The 15,356-nt window shown below is 70.1% G+C and carries 16 protein-coding genes and 1 tRNA gene; 13 read left to right on the top strand and 4 right to left on the bottom strand.

Annotated features, from left to right (window positions below; genetic code table 11):
• Window positions 1-53 precede the first annotated feature (53 nt).
• From DEJ19_RS14395 to pheA, 4 genes are read left to right on the top strand one after another with little or no spacing between them, the layout of a single operon-like run.
• Window positions 54-1,436 carry a molybdopterin-dependent oxidoreductase gene (locus DEJ19_RS14395; protein ID WP_111233822.1) on the top strand — a complete coding sequence of 461 codons (1,383 nt, stop codon included), beginning with the start codon at window positions 54-56 and terminating at the stop codon, window positions 1,434-1,436.
• A complete protein-coding gene (locus DEJ19_RS14390) occupies window positions 1,433-1,912 on the top strand; it encodes a hypothetical protein (protein ID WP_111233823.1) in 480 nt (159 codons plus the stop codon). The genes DEJ19_RS14395 and DEJ19_RS14390 overlap by 4 nt, the downstream gene beginning before the upstream one ends.
• A gap of 28 nt (window positions 1,913-1,940) precedes the next feature.
• Window positions 1,941-2,486 carry a MarR family winged helix-turn-helix transcriptional regulator gene (locus tag DEJ19_RS14385; RefSeq protein WP_017888293.1) on the top strand — a complete coding sequence of 182 codons (546 nt, stop codon included), beginning with the start codon at window positions 1,941-1,943 and terminating at the stop codon, window positions 2,484-2,486.
• 39 nt (window positions 2,487-2,525) lie between these two features.
• Complete coding sequence (gene pheA, locus DEJ19_RS14380; protein ID WP_111233824.1) at window positions 2,526-3,482, top strand: prephenate dehydratase; 957 nt, start codon at window positions 2,526-2,528, stop codon at window positions 3,480-3,482.
• 18 nt (window positions 3,483-3,500) lie between these two features.
• Here pheA and DEJ19_RS14375 read toward each other — a convergent pair whose 3' ends face one another.
• Window positions 3,501-4,571 (bottom strand): diacylglycerol/lipid kinase family protein, encoded by a 1,071-nt coding sequence (locus DEJ19_RS14375; protein WP_111233825.1) that lies wholly within the window; start codon window positions 4,569-4,571, stop codon window positions 3,501-3,503.
• A gap of 54 nt (window positions 4,572-4,625) precedes the next feature.
• On the opposite strand from DEJ19_RS14375, the gene serS reads away from it, so the two are divergent.
• From serS to DEJ19_RS14350, 5 genes are all read left to right on the top strand, one after another.
• Window positions 4,626-5,888 (top strand): serine--tRNA ligase, encoded by a 1,263-nt coding sequence (gene serS / locus DEJ19_RS14370; RefSeq protein ID WP_111233826.1) that lies wholly within the window; start codon window positions 4,626-4,628, stop codon window positions 5,886-5,888.
• Window positions 5,885-6,748 carry an HAD family hydrolase gene (locus DEJ19_RS14365; protein ID WP_111029845.1) on the top strand — a complete coding sequence of 288 codons (864 nt, stop codon included), beginning with the start codon at window positions 5,885-5,887 and terminating at the stop codon, window positions 6,746-6,748. Before serS ends, DEJ19_RS14365 begins: the two co-directional genes overlap by 4 nt.
• An 83-nt stretch (window positions 6,749-6,831) precedes the next feature.
• Window positions 6,832-6,916: transfer RNA gene (locus DEJ19_RS14360), tRNA-Ser, on the top strand.
• Between the two features lie 2 nt (window positions 6,917-6,918).
• The gene (locus tag DEJ19_RS14355) at window positions 6,919-7,485 is read left to right on the top strand and encodes a GNAT family N-acetyltransferase (RefSeq protein ID WP_111233827.1); all 567 of its coding nucleotides are present in this window, start codon (window positions 6,919-6,921) and stop codon (window positions 7,483-7,485) included.
• Complete coding sequence (locus DEJ19_RS14350; protein WP_111233828.1) at window positions 7,482-8,045, top strand: GrpB family protein; 564 nt, start codon at window positions 7,482-7,484, stop codon at window positions 8,043-8,045. Before DEJ19_RS14355 ends, DEJ19_RS14350 begins: the two co-directional genes overlap by 4 nt.
• 84 nt (window positions 8,046-8,129) lie before the next feature.
• On the opposite strand, the gene DEJ19_RS14345 is transcribed toward DEJ19_RS14350, so the two are convergent.
• Window positions 8,130-8,825 carry an SDR family oxidoreductase gene (locus tag DEJ19_RS14345; protein ID WP_111233829.1) on the bottom strand — a complete coding sequence of 232 codons (696 nt, stop codon included), beginning with the start codon at window positions 8,823-8,825 and terminating at the stop codon, window positions 8,130-8,132.
• Between the two features lie 84 nt (window positions 8,826-8,909).
• Here DEJ19_RS14345 and DEJ19_RS14340 point away from each other — a divergent pair, with 84 nt between their 5' ends.
• Window positions 8,910-9,365, top strand: a complete 456-nt coding sequence (locus DEJ19_RS14340; protein WP_111233830.1) for a winged helix-turn-helix transcriptional regulator — start codon at window positions 8,910-8,912, stop codon at window positions 9,363-9,365.
• A 71-nt stretch (window positions 9,366-9,436) separates the two neighbouring features.
• Here DEJ19_RS14340 and DEJ19_RS14335 read toward each other — a convergent pair whose 3' ends face one another.
• Together DEJ19_RS14335 and DEJ19_RS14330 are read right to left on the bottom strand one after the other, a co-directional pair.
• The gene (locus DEJ19_RS14335; RefSeq protein WP_258370904.1) at window positions 9,437-10,450 is read right to left on the bottom strand and encodes a LacI family DNA-binding transcriptional regulator; all 1,014 of its coding nucleotides are present in this window, start codon (window positions 10,448-10,450) and stop codon (window positions 9,437-9,439) included.
• 76 nt (window positions 10,451-10,526) lie between these two features.
• Window positions 10,527-11,792: a Gfo/Idh/MocA family protein gene (locus DEJ19_RS14330; RefSeq protein WP_502869778.1), complete on the bottom strand. Its 1,266-nt coding sequence runs from the start codon at window positions 11,790-11,792 to the stop codon at window positions 10,527-10,529.
• Window positions 11,793-11,994: 202 nt separating this feature from the next.
• On the opposite strand from DEJ19_RS14330, the gene DEJ19_RS14325 reads away from it, so the two are divergent.
• The 3 genes from DEJ19_RS14325 to DEJ19_RS14315 are packed head-to-tail and all read left to right on the top strand — an operon-like array spanning window position 11,995 to window position 15,322.
• A complete protein-coding gene (locus DEJ19_RS14325; RefSeq protein WP_258377449.1) occupies window positions 11,995-12,969 on the top strand; it encodes a carbohydrate ABC transporter permease in 975 nt (324 codons plus the stop codon).
• Window positions 12,970-12,980: 11 nt separating this feature from the next.
• A complete protein-coding gene (locus tag DEJ19_RS14320; RefSeq protein WP_027466099.1) occupies window positions 12,981-13,922 on the top strand; it encodes a carbohydrate ABC transporter permease in 942 nt (313 codons plus the stop codon).
• A 26-nt stretch (window positions 13,923-13,948) separates the two neighbouring features.
• A complete protein-coding gene (locus tag DEJ19_RS14315) occupies window positions 13,949-15,322 on the top strand; it encodes an ABC transporter substrate-binding protein (protein ID WP_220035336.1) in 1,374 nt (457 codons plus the stop codon).
• Window positions 15,323-15,356: the final 34 nt, after the last annotated feature.

The following is a 15,356-nucleotide window of genomic DNA, read 5'->3' as shown; positions in this document are numbered from 1 at the left end:
TGCACGACGGACGAGCAGCTCTGGCGTCCCCCAACCGCAACGCCCGCTCGGCGGTGGTGCTCGGGCGCCTGCTCGGCATCGCGTTCCTGGTCTGCTTCGGCACCGGGATCTACAGCCACCTGCTGCAGGAACCGCTCGGCTGGATGCGGTTCCCGACCCGTCCGACGCAGCTGTACCAGTTCACGCAGGGCCTGCACATCACGACCGGCATCGCGATCATCCCGCTGCTGCTCGCCAAGCTCAACACCGTCATGCCCGCCCTGGTGCAGGTGCCGCCGGTGCGCGGCGTGCTGCACCTGCTCGAGCGGCTGTCGATCGCGGTGCTCGTGTCCGCGTCGATCATCCAGGTCGTCACCGGCCTGCTCAACACGTACCAGTGGTACCCGTGGCCGTTCCCGTTCCGCCAGGTGCACAACGCCCTGGCCTACGTGATCATCGGCTCGCTGGCCATCCACATCGCCGCCAAGCTGCCGGTCATCGCCCGCTACTGGCGGAAGCGCGACTCCTACGACGTGCACGGCCGGTTCATCGCGGACCCCGCGTCCGGCAGTGAACTGCTCCCACCCGGTCTGGAGGCTCATCCAGCGTCCGCCCCGCGCGCTGCGGTCTCCGAGACCACCGGGTCCACCGCCCCCGGCCTGCTGGGCCGCGTGTTCCGCTGGATCGACGGCGTCGACGACGCCCCCGGCGGCGCCGAGCCCCGTCCCACCGGACCCGACACGGCCCCGGAGACCCGCGAGGTGTCCGAGGAGCCGAGTCCCGCCCAGCCGACGGCCGACGTGCCGGAGGCGAGCCGGGCCTCCAGGCCGACGCCGGAAGCAGCCACCGGACGACGCCAGCGCATCGCCCGACGCGGGTTCTTCGCCGGCGTGACGGCGGCGACCGTCGGTGTCGTCGCGCTCACGGCGGGGCAGTCCTCGAAGCTCGCGGAACCGTTCAACGTGTTCGGCGCCCGCGGTCGCGGCATCGGCGCGAACGGGCTGCCGGTCAACCGGACCGCGCGGGCAGCCGGCGTCCTCGCGACCGCGACCGCCGCCGACTGGACGCTCACCGTCGTCGGCCACGACGTGAGCCGGACGTTCGTCCGGGCGGAACTCGTCGCGCTCGGCACCGCGCAGGTCGACCTGCCGATCTCCTGCGTCGAGGGGTGGAGCCAGATGGCGACCTGGAAGGGCGTGCGGATGCGCGATCTGCTCGACGCCGTGCAGGCGCCGCGGGGGTCGCACGTGCGCGTGACGAGCCTGGAGCGGCACGGCGGCTACCGGATCATGGACATGGGACCGGAGTACGCCGAGGACCCGACGACCCTCGTCGCCCTCGAGCTGAACGGTGCGACGCTCGACCTGGACCACGGGTTCCCGGCGCGGATCATCGCTCCCGGGCGGCCCGGTGTGCTGCAGACCAAGTGGATCGAGAAGATCGAGGTGCTCCGGTGAAGGCCGCGCGGATCGTGCTCGTGGTGATCGGCGTGCTGGTCATCGCGTTCGGGGCGTACGTGCTCGTGACGTCCGTCAAGCCGAACCGCATCGGCGGGCTCGGGGTCTGGCTGCTCGCGGCGGTGGTGCTGCACGACGCGGTCCTGTCGCCGTTCGTGGTCGGTGCCGGGCTGCTGCTGCGTCGGGCCGGACGCTCGCTGCGGGCCTGGGTACTCGTCGTCGTGCATTCGGCGATCGTGCTCGGCAGCGTGCTCGCCCTGGTGGTCCTGCCGGAGATCGCTGCGAAGGACCACGGGCAGAAGAACCCGACCGTGCTGCCGTTCGACTACGGCACGCGGCTGCTGCTCGTCGAGGGGGCGCTGCTCGTCGTCGTGGTGGTCGTGCTCGTCATCGGGGTGGTGCGGTCGCGTCGCGCTGGCGGGCCGTCTGGTTCGGCGGGTTCGTCCGGTTCGTCCGCGGTGCGCACCACTGGTTAAAGAGACAACCTTTCGGTATGATCAGGTCATGACCGACGAGACCCCGTGGCTCACCCGCGAGCAGCTGCGCGCGTGGATGAAGCTCGTCGCGGTCATGGAACTCCTGCCGGCCGCGCTCGACCAGCAGCTGCAGCGTGACGCCGACCTGACGCACTTCGACTACATGGTCATCGCGATGCTCTCCGAGACCGACACCCGGACCCTGCGGATGTCGGCGCTCGCCTCGGCCACGAACGCCTCGTTGCCGCGGCTGTCGCACGTGGTGTCCCGGCTCGAGAAGCGCGGGCTCGTGACCCGGTGCCCGTCGACCTCCGACCGCCGGGCCACCGACGTCCGCCTGACCGACGCCGGGTACGCCACGATCGTCGACGCTGCCCCGGACCACGTCCGCACCGCCCGCCGGGTGGTCATCGACGCGCTCTCCGACGAGCAGGTCGCGCAGCTCGACGGCATCGCGGCGTCGCTCCTGACGCGGCTCGACCCCGAGGGGCGTTTCGCAGCGCTGACCTACCCGCGCGAGGACGACGACACCGCGATCTGCGAGCAGCGGCTGACGGGTGCGGCGACCGACTGAGGCCGCCTGGCCTCCGCGTCCCTGCAATAGGCTCGCCGCATGACCGACCCCGCCGCGCCGTCCGACACGTACTCCTACCTCGGACCCGCCGGCACCTTCACCGAGGCGGCCCTCAAGCTCGTCGAGGCCGCCGCCGGCAAGCCCTGGCGGAGTGTCAACAACGTCGGTGAGGCCCTGGACGACGTCATGTCCGGGCGGTCGATCGGGGCGGTCATCGCAATCGAGAACAGCGTGGACGGTGGAGTCAGCGCCACGCAGGACGCCCTGGCCCGGATCCCCGGCGTGCGGATCGTGGGGGAGTACCTGGTCCCCGTCGACTTCGTGCTCGTCGCCCGACCCGGCACGACGCTGGCCGACGTCCACACCGTGAACGCGCACCCGGTCGCCTACGCGCAGACCCACAACTGGCTCGAGGCGAACCTGCCCGGGCACGGCCACATCCCGGCGTCGTCGAACGTCGCCGCGGCCCTCGCCCTGCTCGAGGCGGACCCCACGGCCGACGCCGCCGTCGCGCCGCCCGGCATCACCGACCACCACGACGTCGTCGTGCTCGCGTCGTCCATCGGCGACAACGCCTCGGCGGTCACCCGGTTCGTGCTCGTGTCGAAGACCCTCGCGCTGCCCGAACCGACCGGCGCCGACAAGACCAGCGTCATCGTCGAGCTGCCCGCCGACCACCCCGGCGCCCTGGTCGACATGCTCGAGCAGTTCGCGACGCGGGGCATCAACATGGGGCTGCTGTCGTCACGCCCGATCGGTGACGAGCTCGGCCGCTACCGGTTCGTCATCGACCTCGACGGGCACGTGCGCGACGAGCGGGTCGCGGACGCACTGCTCGGCCTGCGCCGGTTCAGCCCGCGCGTGACGTTCCTCGGGTCGTACCCGCGTGCCGACGGCGCCCGCCCCGAGGTTCCGGCGCGCTACTCGGACGCCGCGTTCGTCGAGGCGCGGGACTGGCTGCGCGCGATCGTGTCGGGCGAGCCCGGCGCGCGGTAGCGGCGGAACCGCCCCGGGTCAGGGCACCTGGCGCGAGCCGTGGCGGTCGTCCGCCGGGTCCGGCACGCGCACGGAGAGCCCCATCGGGTCGATGCGCGAACGGAAGGCGATGACCTCGCCCACCGGGTCGCCGTCGATCTCGAACTCGTCGGGCCGCTCGAGCCGCGCCGTGAACTCCTGCCCGCGCAGGTAGCGCAGGGGTCGTTCCTCGCGCGACTTCGAGACGATCTTCTTGCCGACGGCGGTCTTGCCCAGGTTCGACCGGCGGAACGCCCGCAGGATCCCGTTCTCCCAGAACACCCGGGCGCCGATCCGCACCCAGCCGAAGAAGCCGCGCGGCCGCATGACGGCGATGTCGAACACCCCGTCGTCGATCTCAGCGTCGGGCAGCAGGATCGCGCCGGCCTGCAGCATCCCGCAGTTGCCGACGATGAGCGAGTGCGCTCGGAGCGAGTGGTTGCCGTCGTCGTCGAGCTGGTAACGGAACTCGAACGCGTTGGCGTCGCGCACCGAACGGAACAGCGAGTCGACGTAGGCGAGCCAGCCGACCTTCTTCTTCAGCTCGGGGCGGGTGTTCACGAGCATCCGGGCGTCGAGCCCGAGGCCCGCCATCACCAGGAAGCCGAAGCGTTCGCGCTCGCCGCCCGGTCGCTCGACCTTGAGCATGCCGAAGTCGATCTTGCGGTCGTCGCCGTGGAAGATCGTCCGGACGCTCGCGCCGAGGTCGTCGAGGGGCAGCTTCATGTTGCGGGCGAGCAGGTTTCCGGTGCCGCTCGGCAGCAGGGCGAGGGTCGAACCGGCTTCGTGCACGACCTCGGCGACCGCACGGACCGTGCCGTCACCGCCGGCTGCGGCGACGACGTGGGCACCGGCCTCGATCGCGGCGCGGGCCATGCCGCCGCCCGGGTCTTCTTCCGAGGTCTCGAACCACAGGGTGTCGGCCCAGCCGGCTGCCTGCTGCTGTTCTTCGACGGTGCGCTTGAGGGTCGGCAGGTGGACCTTGACCGGGTTGTAGACCACCGCGGCCGTCCGCTGCTCGGTGGGGAGGGCGTCCTGGTCCGCGGGCGCGGTCTCCGAAGGGGTCGACATACGTTCACGCTACCGATCGAGGCTGCGTGCGGTTGCCTTGTCTAGGATGGAGCGGTGATCGATCCACAGCTGCTTCGCGACAACCCGGACGTCATCAAGGCTTCACAGCGGGCACGCGGTGCCTCCGAGGCCGTCGTCGACGAAGCCGTCGCCGCCGATTCCGCCCGCCGCAGCGCGATCACCTCGTTCGAGTCGCTCCGTGCGGAGCAGAACGCGTTCGGCAAGACCGTCGCCAAGGCCCCGAAGGACGAGAAGGCCGCGCTCGTGCAGCAGGCCCAGGCCCTCGCCGCCAAGGTGAAGGAGGCGCAGGCCACCGTCACCGCGGCCGAGGACACCTTCAACACCGTCGTCCGCGGCATCCCGAACGTCGTGCTCCCCGGGGTCCCCGAGGGTGGCGAGGACGACTTCGTCACGCTCCGCACCGTCGGCACCAAGCCCGAGTTCGACTTCGAGCCGAAGGACCACGCCGACCTCGGTGAGCACCTCGGCATCATCGACATCCCGCGTGGCGTGAAGGTCTCCGGCTCGCGCTTCTACTTCCTGCGCGGCATGGGCGCCCGGCTCGAGATCGCGCTGATGTCGCTCGGCCTCGACCGTGCGATCGCTGCCGGCTTCGAACCGCTCATCACCCCGACGCTCGTCCGACCCGAGACGATGGCCGGCACCGGGTTCCTCGGCGAGCACGCGGCCGAGGTCTACCGGCTCGAAGCCGACGACCTGTACCTGACCGGCACGAGCGAGGTCGCCCTCGCCGGGTTCCACGCCGACGAGATCCTCGACATCGAGAAGACCGCGCACCGCTACGCCGGCTGGTCGACCTGCTACCGGCGTGAGGCCGGGTCGGCGGGCAAGGACAACCGCGGCATCCTCCGCGTGCACCAGTTCAACAAGCTCGAGATGTTCACCTACGTGCACCCCGACCAGGCTGAGGCCGAGCACGAGAAGCTCGTCGGGTACCAGGAGCAGATGCTGCAGGACCTCGGGCTGCACTACCGCGTGATCGACGTCGCCGGCGGTGACCTCGGCACGAGCGCCGCGAAGAAGTACGACATCGAGGCCTGGGTCCCGACGCAGGGCACGTTCCGCGAGCTCACCTCGACGTCGAACTGCACGACGTTCCAGGCCCGCCGCCTCGACATCCGGTACCGCACCGAGAGCGGCAAGACCGCCCCGGTCGCCACCCTGAACGGCACCCTCGCCACCACCCGCTGGATCGTCGCGATCCTCGAGACGCACCAGCAGGCCGACGGTTCCGTCGTCGTGCCGGAGGTCCTGCGCCCCTACCTCGGTGGCGTCGAGGTGATCGAGCCCCGATGAGCACCCAGGGACGGTTCGTGGACGGCACCGAGCAGGGCGCGGGTACCGACGCGCCCGCCCGCACCAAGCGCTGGCTGGTCGCGCTCGACATCGACGGCACCACCATGCGCGAGGACGGTGTCATCACGCAGGCAGTGGTCGCCGCCGTGCGTGACGCCGAGGCCGCCGGCCACGAGGTCATGCTCTCGACCGGCCGCAGTGAGGGCATGACCGTGCCCCTGCTCGAGACCCTCGGCATCCGGCCGAAGTACCTGGTGTGCGCGAACGGTGCGCTCATCCTGGCCCGCCGCGCCGACGGCTCCTACGTGCGCGAACACGTCGAGCGGTTCGACCCGTCCGAGGTGCTGCAGACCATCCACGGCGCGCTCGAGAACGCCGCGTTCGGCGTCGAGGACGAGACCGGTCACTTCCTGCTGTCCGGCAACTTCCCCGACGACACGATGACCGTCGAGGGCGAGCACGTGCCGTTCGAGCAGCTGCTCGGCGTCGAGGCCACCCGCGTCGTCGTCATCTCGCCCGGCCACGACACCGAGGACTTCCTGCAGATCGTCGAGCAGATGGGCCTGCACAAGGTCTCGTACTCCGTCGGCTGGACGTCGTGGCTCGACATCGCTCCGGAGGGCGTGACGAAGGCCACCGCGATGGAGCGCGTCCGCGAGTGGCTCGACATCCCGCGTTCCCGCGTCTTCGCCGCGGGTGACGGCCGCAACGACATCGACATGCTCCGCTGGGCCTCGACGTCCGGTCGCGGCGTCGTCATGGGCCAGGCGCCCGACGACGTCGTCGACGCCGGCAACGAGCTCACCGGCGGCATCACCGACGACGGCTTGGCAGCGGCGCTCGACTCCCTGCCCCGCTAGTCCGCGCTGGCGCGCACCCCTGCCTGGAGGCCCGGGTAGACTTCCCGGGACGCGATCACGTCTCGCCACGTGGTCGCGTCACTGGAGGGTTGTCCGAGCGGCCGATGGAGCCTGTCTTGAAAACAGGTGGGCAGAGATGTCTCGTGGGTTCGAATCCCACACCCTCCGCGATGGACACACGGTTGCGCCCACTCCGCCTCGACGACGCGGCCGTCCTGGCTGCGGTCATCTCCGAGAACGCCGACCACCTGCGACCGTGGGAACCGGCGCGAGCGCCGTCGTACTACACGGAGTCCGGGCAGCGGGACGTCATCACGCAGGCCCTCGCCACGCAGCGCGCGGGCAACGCGGTGCCGTTCGTCATCGAGTCGACCGACGGGGAACTCCTCGGCCGGATCACGCTGAGCGGCGTCGTCCGCGGCGCCCTGCAGTCGTGCGCGATGGGCTACTGGATCCGCGCCGACCGTACCCGCCAAGGTCACGCGTCCCGCGCCGTCCGCGCGGCGGCCGATCACGCGTTCGACGTGCTCCGTCTGCACCGCGTGCAGGCCGAGACCCTGCCCGAGAACGTCGGCTCGCAGCGCGCGCTCGAGTCGGCGGGCTTCACCCGGTACGGCTTCGCGCCGGAGTACATCAAGATCGACGGGGTCTGGCGCGACCACGTCATGTTCCAGCTCCTCGCGCCGACGCCGACGCCGACGCCGACGCCGACGCCGACGCCGACCCCGACCCCGTGATCGAGGTCGTCGAGTACCGGTCGTCCTGGCCCGAGCGGTTCCGGCAGTTGCACGATGCGTACGCCGCCGCGCTCGACGACGCCGATGTGCCGTTCCGGAGCATCGAGCACGTGGGCAGCACGTCCGTGCCGGGCCTGGCGGCGAAGCCCGTGCTCGACGTCGACGTCGTGGTGGACACTGCCGACGTCCCGGCTGCAGTGGCGGCGATGGCGACGATCGGCTTCGAGCCGCGCGGTGAACTCGGCGTCCCGGACAGGCAGGCGTTCCGGGCACCGGAGCGGTTCGCCCCGACCAACACCTACGTCGTCGCGGCCGGGTCGCTCGCGCTGCGGAACCACCTGGCCGTCCGCGACGTGCTGCGTGCCGACCCGGCGCTCCGCGACGAGTACGCCGCCGTGAAACGCCGGGCAGCCACCGAGGCCGAGGACATCGACGACTACATCGAGCGGAAGAGCGACGTGCTGAGCCGGATCCTCCACGCCGGTGGCCTGTCTGACGACGAGCGCGCCGCCATCACCGCCACGAACCGTCGGATCACCGACCGCGGCGCGGGCGGCTGACGCGATCGGGGCGGGTGACGGTTCTGGTTCACGAACCCGGGTCTTCGCGAACCAGAACCGTCACCGTCCCGACGAGAACCGGCCTCAGGCGCTGGCGAGCATCGGGTAGAGCGCGGTGAGCGGGGCGCTCAGGCCGGCACGGACGTCGCGGCTGACCTGGTCGGCGAGGACCTCGTGCTCGCCGACCTCGACCGCGTCCCAGATCGACCGGACGATGTCGGCGGGGTCGGACTTCTCGACGTCGAGGTCGGCGGTCATGCCGGTGTCGGTGTAGCCGAGGTGGGCGCCGACGACCTGGGTGCCCTGGGGTGCGAGCTCGAGGCGCAGGGAGTTCGTGATCGACCAGAACGCGGCCTTCGACGCCGAGTACGCGCCGGCGAGGGCGACCCAGCTCAGGGCGGAGTGCACGTCGACCAGCGCACCGTTGGCGATCGAGGGGGCGAAGGCCTTGGCGACGCGGAGTGCACCGAAGACGTTGGTGGCGAAGATGCGCTCGACCTCTTCGACGGAGACGTCGACGAGCGGGTCAGAGCCGGCGATCCCGGCGTTGTTCACGACGACGGTCACGTCGGCTGCGGTGCGGGCCGCGGCGTCGACGCTCTCCTGGCTCGTGACGTCGAGGGCGAGCGGGACGATGCGCTCGTCGTCCCAGGTACGGGGGTTGCGGGCGGTCGCGTAGACCTTGGTGGCGCCACGCTCCAGGGCCTGGCGGACGAACTCGGCGCCGAGGCCCCCGTTCGCTCCGGTGACGAGGACGACGGCATTGGTGAGGTCGGTCATGAGTGCTCCAGACGAGAGAAGTTGAGTACGGAAACCGAACCTAGCACGTTGTGTCCGGAAATCGAACCCAGCTAGGATGAACGCATGCTCGGCATCCTCGGCGGCGACGAGCGCTGCCCCATCGCACGCTCCCTCGACGTCCTCGGCGAGAAGTGGACGCTCATGATCGTCCGCGACGCCGTCGATGGCTCGACCCGCTTCAGCCAGTTCCAGCAGAGCCTCGGCATCCCGCGCGAGGTCCTGACCGCACGCCTGGCCTCACTCGTCGACGGGGGAGTGCTCGAACGCACGACCTACAAGCCCGAGGGCGCCCGTGCCCGCGAGGAGTACGTCCTGACCGACGCCGGCCGGGACCTGTCGCTCGTGCTGCTCGCGCTCGGCGGCTGGGCCGACCGGCACCGGCCGTCCGAGCGGGCGTCGGACCTGCGCTTCGTCGACGCCGAGACCGGTGAGGCGGTCGAGGCTGCCGCCGTGACCGTGGATGCGCAGGAGCGCATCCCGACCGCGCGCCTCCGCGCCGTCATGGAGCCGGCGTCCTGAACACGACCGGCTGACGGACAGGAGGCCCGTGGCGGCCCCGCCCCCGAACCTCCAGTCCGCTTTTGGGTGCGTCAGCGCCGCACGTCGCACCCGCAACTCGCGCCGAGGACCAACTCGGCGGGGACCAGGTCGCGGTGCCATTGGTTGTCGGCGTCGAGGCCGAGCACACGGTCGACCGCGGCGACCGCCATCGTCTCGATCGGCTGCCGGACCGTGGTGAGCTGCGGGTTCGTGTAGTCCGCCTCGGCCGCGCCGTCGAACGACACGATCGCGACGTCCTCGGGGACGCGCAGACCGAGTTCCCACAGTGCGCGCATGACGCCGATCGCCTGCATGTCCGAACTGACGAAGACGGCTCGGGGTCCGGTCTCGTCGGCGAACATGCGGAGGCCGGCTTCGTAGCCACCGCGCCGGGTGAAGTCGGTGCGGACGATGGGCCCGTCGGGCAGGCCAGCCTGGCGCAGGGCACGCATCCAGCCCTGCTCGCGGAGCTCCATCGAGCCGGTGTGCCCCATCACGAGGCCGATCGAGCGGTAGCCGTGCTCGACCAGGTGCTGCGTGCCGTCGAGAGCGCCACGCAGGGCGTCGACACCGATGCTGGCGTACTCGGGGACCTCGAAGAACGTGTTGAGCAGGACCATCGGCAGGCCGGGGTCGGTGACGGTCGACAGGTCCGGGTGGGTCATGATGCTCGTCACGATGATGCCGTCGACCTGGCGCGCGGACAGGCTGCGGAGTCGCTCGCGCTCCTGGGCGGCGTCACCGTCGCTGTTGGCGAGCAGGACGTCGTAGCCGCGTGCGGCGGCGGCGTGGGTGACGGCGACGGCGAGCTCGGACCAGAACGGGTTGTCGAGTTCGGGCACGATCAGGCCGAGCATCTTCGACGAGCCGGTGCGCAGGGCCTGGGCGCTCGCGTTCGGGCGGTAGCCGAGGACGCGGATGGCCTCGCGCACCCGGGCGGCGGTGGTGGCGGCCACGGGGCGCGGTCCGTCGTGCACGACGTAGCTGACGACGGACGTGCTGACCCCGGCGTAGCGGGCGACGTCCGCACGGGTGACCGCCCTGGGGTTCGTCGGGACGGTCACGGGTGCCACCTTCGTCGGGTCCGGGAGCGTCGTTCGGGTGCCGGCCCACGACGGACCGGCACCCGAACGACACGTGTTACTCGGACGCGATCGTAGCCGACGACGTGCTGGCCGCTGACGTCGGTGCGTTCGCCGTCGCAGCGCTCGTCGTCTCGGGGGCGTCACCGAAGTCCGGCACGTCGAGGCGGGCGCCACCCTGCAGCGCGGACTGGTGGGCGATGATGCCCGGCAGGGTGAAGCGCGCGGCGGTCCAGGCGTTCACCGGCGGCAGGGTCCGGTCGACGACGGCACGGACGAAGTCGTCGGCGAGGAACTGGTGGCTGCCCTCGTGCCCGGTCGGCACACCGTCGTACTCGGCGGGCAGACGGTCGGTGTCGTGCACCTCGGCGTAGCCGGAGACGAACGCGTCGCGCAGGGACGGGTCGACGTCGGCCAGGCGCGGGTCGTCGAGGGACATCGTCGCCTGGGTGTCGATCTTGTCGCTGATGTCGTACGAGTCCTCCTTGTCCTGCCAGACGCTGGTCTTCGCGAGCTGCTCGAAGCTGGCCTCGGTGCCGAAGTAGCGGAAGCGCGACTCACGGATGTGCGACGGGTAGCCGACGCGACGCATCTCGTTGATGCGCATGACGCCGCCGTTGTCGAGTTCGAACAGGGCGGTGGCGTTCGAGAAGTCGTTGTCGAACTGGCTGACGTCCTTGTCGAAGACGCCGTCGCCGCGGTCGTCCTTGACGCCGATGCAGCTGACGCTGACCGCGTGCCCGGGGATCGCACCGAGGACCCCGCCGACCGAGTGCGTCGGGTAGAGCATGGGCGGGTAGCTGGCGGTGCGCTTCCACTCGTCGCCGCCGCTGTACTGGTACGCGGCGTAGAAGCCGAGGTCCATGTCGTGCACGTAGTCGCCCTCGGCGTAGAACACCCGGCCGAAGGCGCCGGCGGCGACCTGCTTGCGGGCGAACACCGTCGCGGGGTTGTAGTAGCTCGTCTCGCCCATCATGTAGGTCAGGCCGGTCTCGCGGACCGCCTGGATGATGTCGCGGATCTCGTCGACCGAGATCGCCATCGGCACGGCGGAGTACACGTGCTTGCCGGCGCGCAGGGCCTTGACCACGAGCGGGCCGTGGGTCCAGCGCTGCGTGAAGATCGCGACGGCGTCGACGTCCGAGGCGAGGACGGCGTCGAAGTCCGGGAACGTGCCGTCGAGGTGCTGCGTCTCGACGAGTTCGGACGCGCGCTCGCCGACGAGGTCCGTGACGTAGACCCGGTCCACGTCGGGGTGGAGCTTGAACAGCTTGGCGAACTGGGGGGCGAACTGGCCCGCGCCGACCATTCCGACAGAGATCATCAGTGACCTTTCCAGGGGTGTGGGATGCGTCGCCGAGCGGGTCGCTCCGATGCGATCGAGCGCCATCCTGACACAGCCTGTCTACACGTGACAACCCCTGTCGACAGCCCGGAAAGAGCCTCTTGCCAGCAGTGGTCCCCACGTGTAGATTCCCGGCTCACGGACTGCTGCACGTCAGTCCACCGCAGACGAAGGAGTCGCGATGGCAACCGAGAGCCCTGTGTCGTCACCCTTGACGACCGCCAGCACGAGACCGAGGAGTCGGTCCGCCGACCTCGCCCGTGCCCGCACCACCGCACCACGGCGCCGCCCCAGGAACGACCTGTGGCTCGCGCTCGTCTTCATCGCCCCGGCAGCCGTCGGGTTCGCGGTGTTCCTCGCCTGGCCGACCGTGCGGGGCATCTACCTGAGCTTCACGTCGTACAACCTGCTCACCGAGCCCGAGTTCACCGGCCTGCAGAACTACGCCCGCCTGGTGCAGGACTCGATCTTCTGGCACTCGATGGTGGTGACGGTCGAGTACGTCCTCATCAACATCGTCATCCAGACCGTCGTCGCGCTGTTCATCGCCGTGATGATGCACCGCCTGACCAAGTCGACCTTCGTGCGCGGCATCGTGCTCGCGCCGTACCTGGTGTCGAACGTCGTCGCCGCCCTGGTCTGGCTCTGGATCCTCGACACCCAGCTCGGCATCGGCAACGAGATGCTCGCCGCACTCGGGCTCGACCGCATCCCGTTCCTGCAGAGCGACGTCTGGGGCATCCCCTCGATCGCGCTCATCAACGTCTGGCGGCACGTCGGCTACACGGCACTGCTCATCTTCGCCGGCCTGCAGTCGCTGCCCGAGACCGTGTACGAGGCCGGACGCATCGACGGTGCGAGCGAGTGGAAGATGTTCTGGCGCATCACGGTGCCACTGCTCCGCCCGATCCTGTCCCTGGTGCTGATCATCACCGTGATCGGGTCGTTCCAGGTGTTCGACACCGTCGCCGTCACCACGCAGGGCGGCCCCGCGAACGCCACGAACGTCGTGCAGAACTACATCTACAACCTGGCGTTCGGCCGGTTCCAGTTCGGCTACGCGTCCGCGGTCTCGGTCGCGCTCCTCATCGTCCTCAGCATCATCACGATCATCCAGTACCGCCTCACCCGCTCGGGTGAGTCCGACCTGGACTGAACGGAAGCGCCATGACCACGACACTCACCCGTTCCGTCACCACGTCCCGCCCGCCGCGGATGGGCGCCGGCCACCGTCGACGCCCGTCGCTCGGCCGGGTGCTCGCCTGGGTCGCGATGATCCTCGTCATCGTCGTCACCCTGTTCCCGTTCTACTGGATCCTGCGCACCGCGCTGTCGTCGAACACCGCGATCAACTCCGACCCCACCTCGCTGCTGCCCGTCGGGTTCAGCCTGGGCGGGTTCGAGCGGGTCTTCGGCCTACAGTCCACCGAAGAGGCGTTGGCGCAGGGTGGTTCCGGCGCCGCGCTGAACTTCTGGCGGTACCTGCTCAACTCGATCCTGGTGTCGACGCTCGTCACCGTCGGCCAGGTGTTCTTCTCGGCAGCGGCCGCCTACGCCTTCGCCCGGCTGCGCTGGCCCGGTCGCGACAAGGTGTTCGGGGTGTTCCTGGCCGGGCTGATGGTCCCCGCGATCTTCACGCTGCTGCCGAACTTCACCCTCATCAAGCAGCTCGGGCTCGTCGACAACCTGCTCGGCATCGCCCTGCCGACGATGTTCATGACCCCGTTCGCGGTGTTCTTCCTGCGGCAGTTCTTCCTCGGCATCTCGAAGGAGGTCGAAGAGGCGGCGCTCATCGACGGCGCCGGCAAGGTCCGCGTGTTCTTCCGGCTCGTCATCCCGATGGCGGCGGCCCCGATCGCCACCCTCGCCGTGCTGACGTACATCACGAGCTGGAACGACTACTTCTGGCCGCTCATGGTGTCGTACACCGACAGCTCGCGGGTGCTGACCGTCGCGCTCGGCGTCTTCAAGTCGCAGACCCCGCAGTCCGGCACCGACTGGGCCGGGCTCATGGCCGCGACCCTGGTGGCGGCGCTCCCGATGATCCTGCTGTTCGGCGTCTTCGCCAAGCGGATCGTCAACTCCATCGGCTTCTCCGGGATCAAGTGACCCGGCTGTCGGACAGGACGAACACCATGACGAACCAACTGACCCGCCGCACGCTCTTCGCCGGCGGTGCCTCCGCCCTGGCCCTCGGTGCGCTCGCCGCCTGCTCGTCGCCCGGTCGCCGCACGACGAACCGGTCGGGTGCGCGCACCGTGAGCTACTGGCTCTGGGACGCCAACCAGCAGCCCGCGTACCAGGCCGTCGCCGACGCGTTCCACCGCGCGAACCCGGACATCACCGTGAAGATCACCCAGCTCGGGTGGAACGACTACTGGACCAAGCTCACCGCGGGCTTCATCGCCGGCACCGCGCCCGACGTCTTCACCGACCACCTGACGAAGTTCCCGCAGTACGCCGACCTCGACGTGCTCTACAAGCTCGACGAACTCGACGCCACGAAGGGCATCCGTGACGACGACTACCAGTCCGGGCTCGCCGAACTGTGGAAGGGCCAGGACGGCCACCGCTACGGCTCCCCGAAGGACTGGGACACCGTCGCGATGTTCTACGACAGGAAGGCGATGGCGAACGCCGGGGTCTCCGCCGAGGAGCTCGGGTCGCTCGAGTGGAACCCGGACGACGGCGGCACGTTCGAACGGATGCTCGCGCGGCTGACGGTGGACTCGAAGGGCCGCCGCGGCGACGAGGACGGCTTCGACAAGGACGACGTCGCCGTCTACGGCATCTCGTCGAACGGTTCGGGCGGCGACGGCTTCGGACAGACCCAGTGGTCGCCGTTCACCGGATCGGTCGACTGGTTCTACACGAACGAGAACCCGTGGGGCGACAGGTTCCGCTACGACGAGCGGGTCGTGCAGGACACCCTCGCCTGGTACTACCGGCTGGCCGAGAAGGGCTACATGGCGAAGTACGGGGTGTTCTCCACCACGACCGGGCCCGAGGTCCAGCTCGGCGCCGGCAAGTGCGCGCTGTCGTTCAACGGCTCGTGGATGATCGGTTCGTACCTCGGCATGGAGGACCTCGACGTCGCGGTCGCCCCGACCCCGATCGGCCCGTCGGGTCACCGTGCGTCGATGTTCAACGGGCTCGGCGACTCGATCACGAAGCAGGCGAAGGACCCCGAGGCCGCGGCGAAGTGGGTGGCGTTCCTGGGCAGCGACGAGGCGCAGCGGATCGTCGGTGAGAGCGGGATCGTGTTCCCCGCTCGTCCCGCTGGCACCGAGGCTGCCGTGGCGTCGTTCCGGAAGCGCGGGCTCGACGTCTCGGCGTTCACCCGGCAGGTCGAGGAGGACACCACGTTCCTGTTCCCGGTCACGAAGAACCCCGCCGACGTGCAGGCCCTGCTGCAGCCCGCCTTCGACGACGTCTACGCGAACGGCAAGCCGATCTCGACGCTGACCGGGGTCAACGAACAGGTCAACAACCTGCTCGCCCTCACCTGATCGAAACCCGAAACCCGAAACCCGAAACCCGAAA

It is taken from the genome of Curtobacterium sp. MCSS17_016, assembly GCF_003234255.2.
GTDB lineage: Bacteria > Actinomycetota > Actinomycetes > Actinomycetales > Microbacteriaceae > Curtobacterium > Curtobacterium flaccumfaciens.
Note: the sequence above shows the minus strand (reverse complement) of the source record. Positions and strands in the feature narration are given on the sequence as shown.

Excerpts from the sequence above, each read along its gene's own strand:
- DEJ19_RS14330 (WP_502869778.1), bottom strand. The coding sequence starts at position 11,792 with ATGATCTCTGTCGGAATGGTCGGCGCGGGCCAGTTCGCCCCCCAGTTC.
- DEJ19_RS14320 (WP_027466099.1), top strand. The coding sequence starts at position 12,981 with ATGACCACGACACTCACCCGTTCCGTCACCACGTCCCGCCCGCCGCGG.
- DEJ19_RS14355 (WP_111233827.1), top strand. The coding sequence starts at position 6,919 with ATGGACACACGGTTGCGCCCACTCCGCCTCGACGACGCGGCCGTCCTG.
- DEJ19_RS14375 (WP_111233825.1), bottom strand. The coding sequence starts at position 4,571 with ATGTCGACCCCTTCGGAGACCGCGCCCGCGGACCAGGACGCCCTCCCC.
- DEJ19_RS14340 (WP_111233830.1), top strand. The coding sequence starts at position 8,910 with ATGCTCGGCATCCTCGGCGGCGACGAGCGCTGCCCCATCGCACGCTCC.
- DEJ19_RS14345 (WP_111233829.1), bottom strand. The coding sequence starts at position 8,825 with ATGACCGACCTCACCAATGCCGTCGTCCTCGTCACCGGAGCGAACGGG.
- DEJ19_RS14315 (WP_220035336.1), top strand. The coding sequence starts at position 13,949 with ATGACGAACCAACTGACCCGCCGCACGCTCTTCGCCGGCGGTGCCTCC.
- pheA (WP_111233824.1), top strand. The coding sequence starts at position 2,526 with ATGACCGACCCCGCCGCGCCGTCCGACACGTACTCCTACCTCGGACCC.
- DEJ19_RS14325 (WP_258377449.1), top strand. The coding sequence starts at position 11,995 with ATGGCAACCGAGAGCCCTGTGTCGTCACCCTTGACGACCGCCAGCACG.
- DEJ19_RS14365 (WP_111029845.1), top strand. The coding sequence starts at position 5,885 with ATGAGCACCCAGGGACGGTTCGTGGACGGCACCGAGCAGGGCGCGGGT.
- DEJ19_RS14385 (WP_017888293.1), top strand. The coding sequence starts at position 1,941 with ATGACCGACGAGACCCCGTGGCTCACCCGCGAGCAGCTGCGCGCGTGG.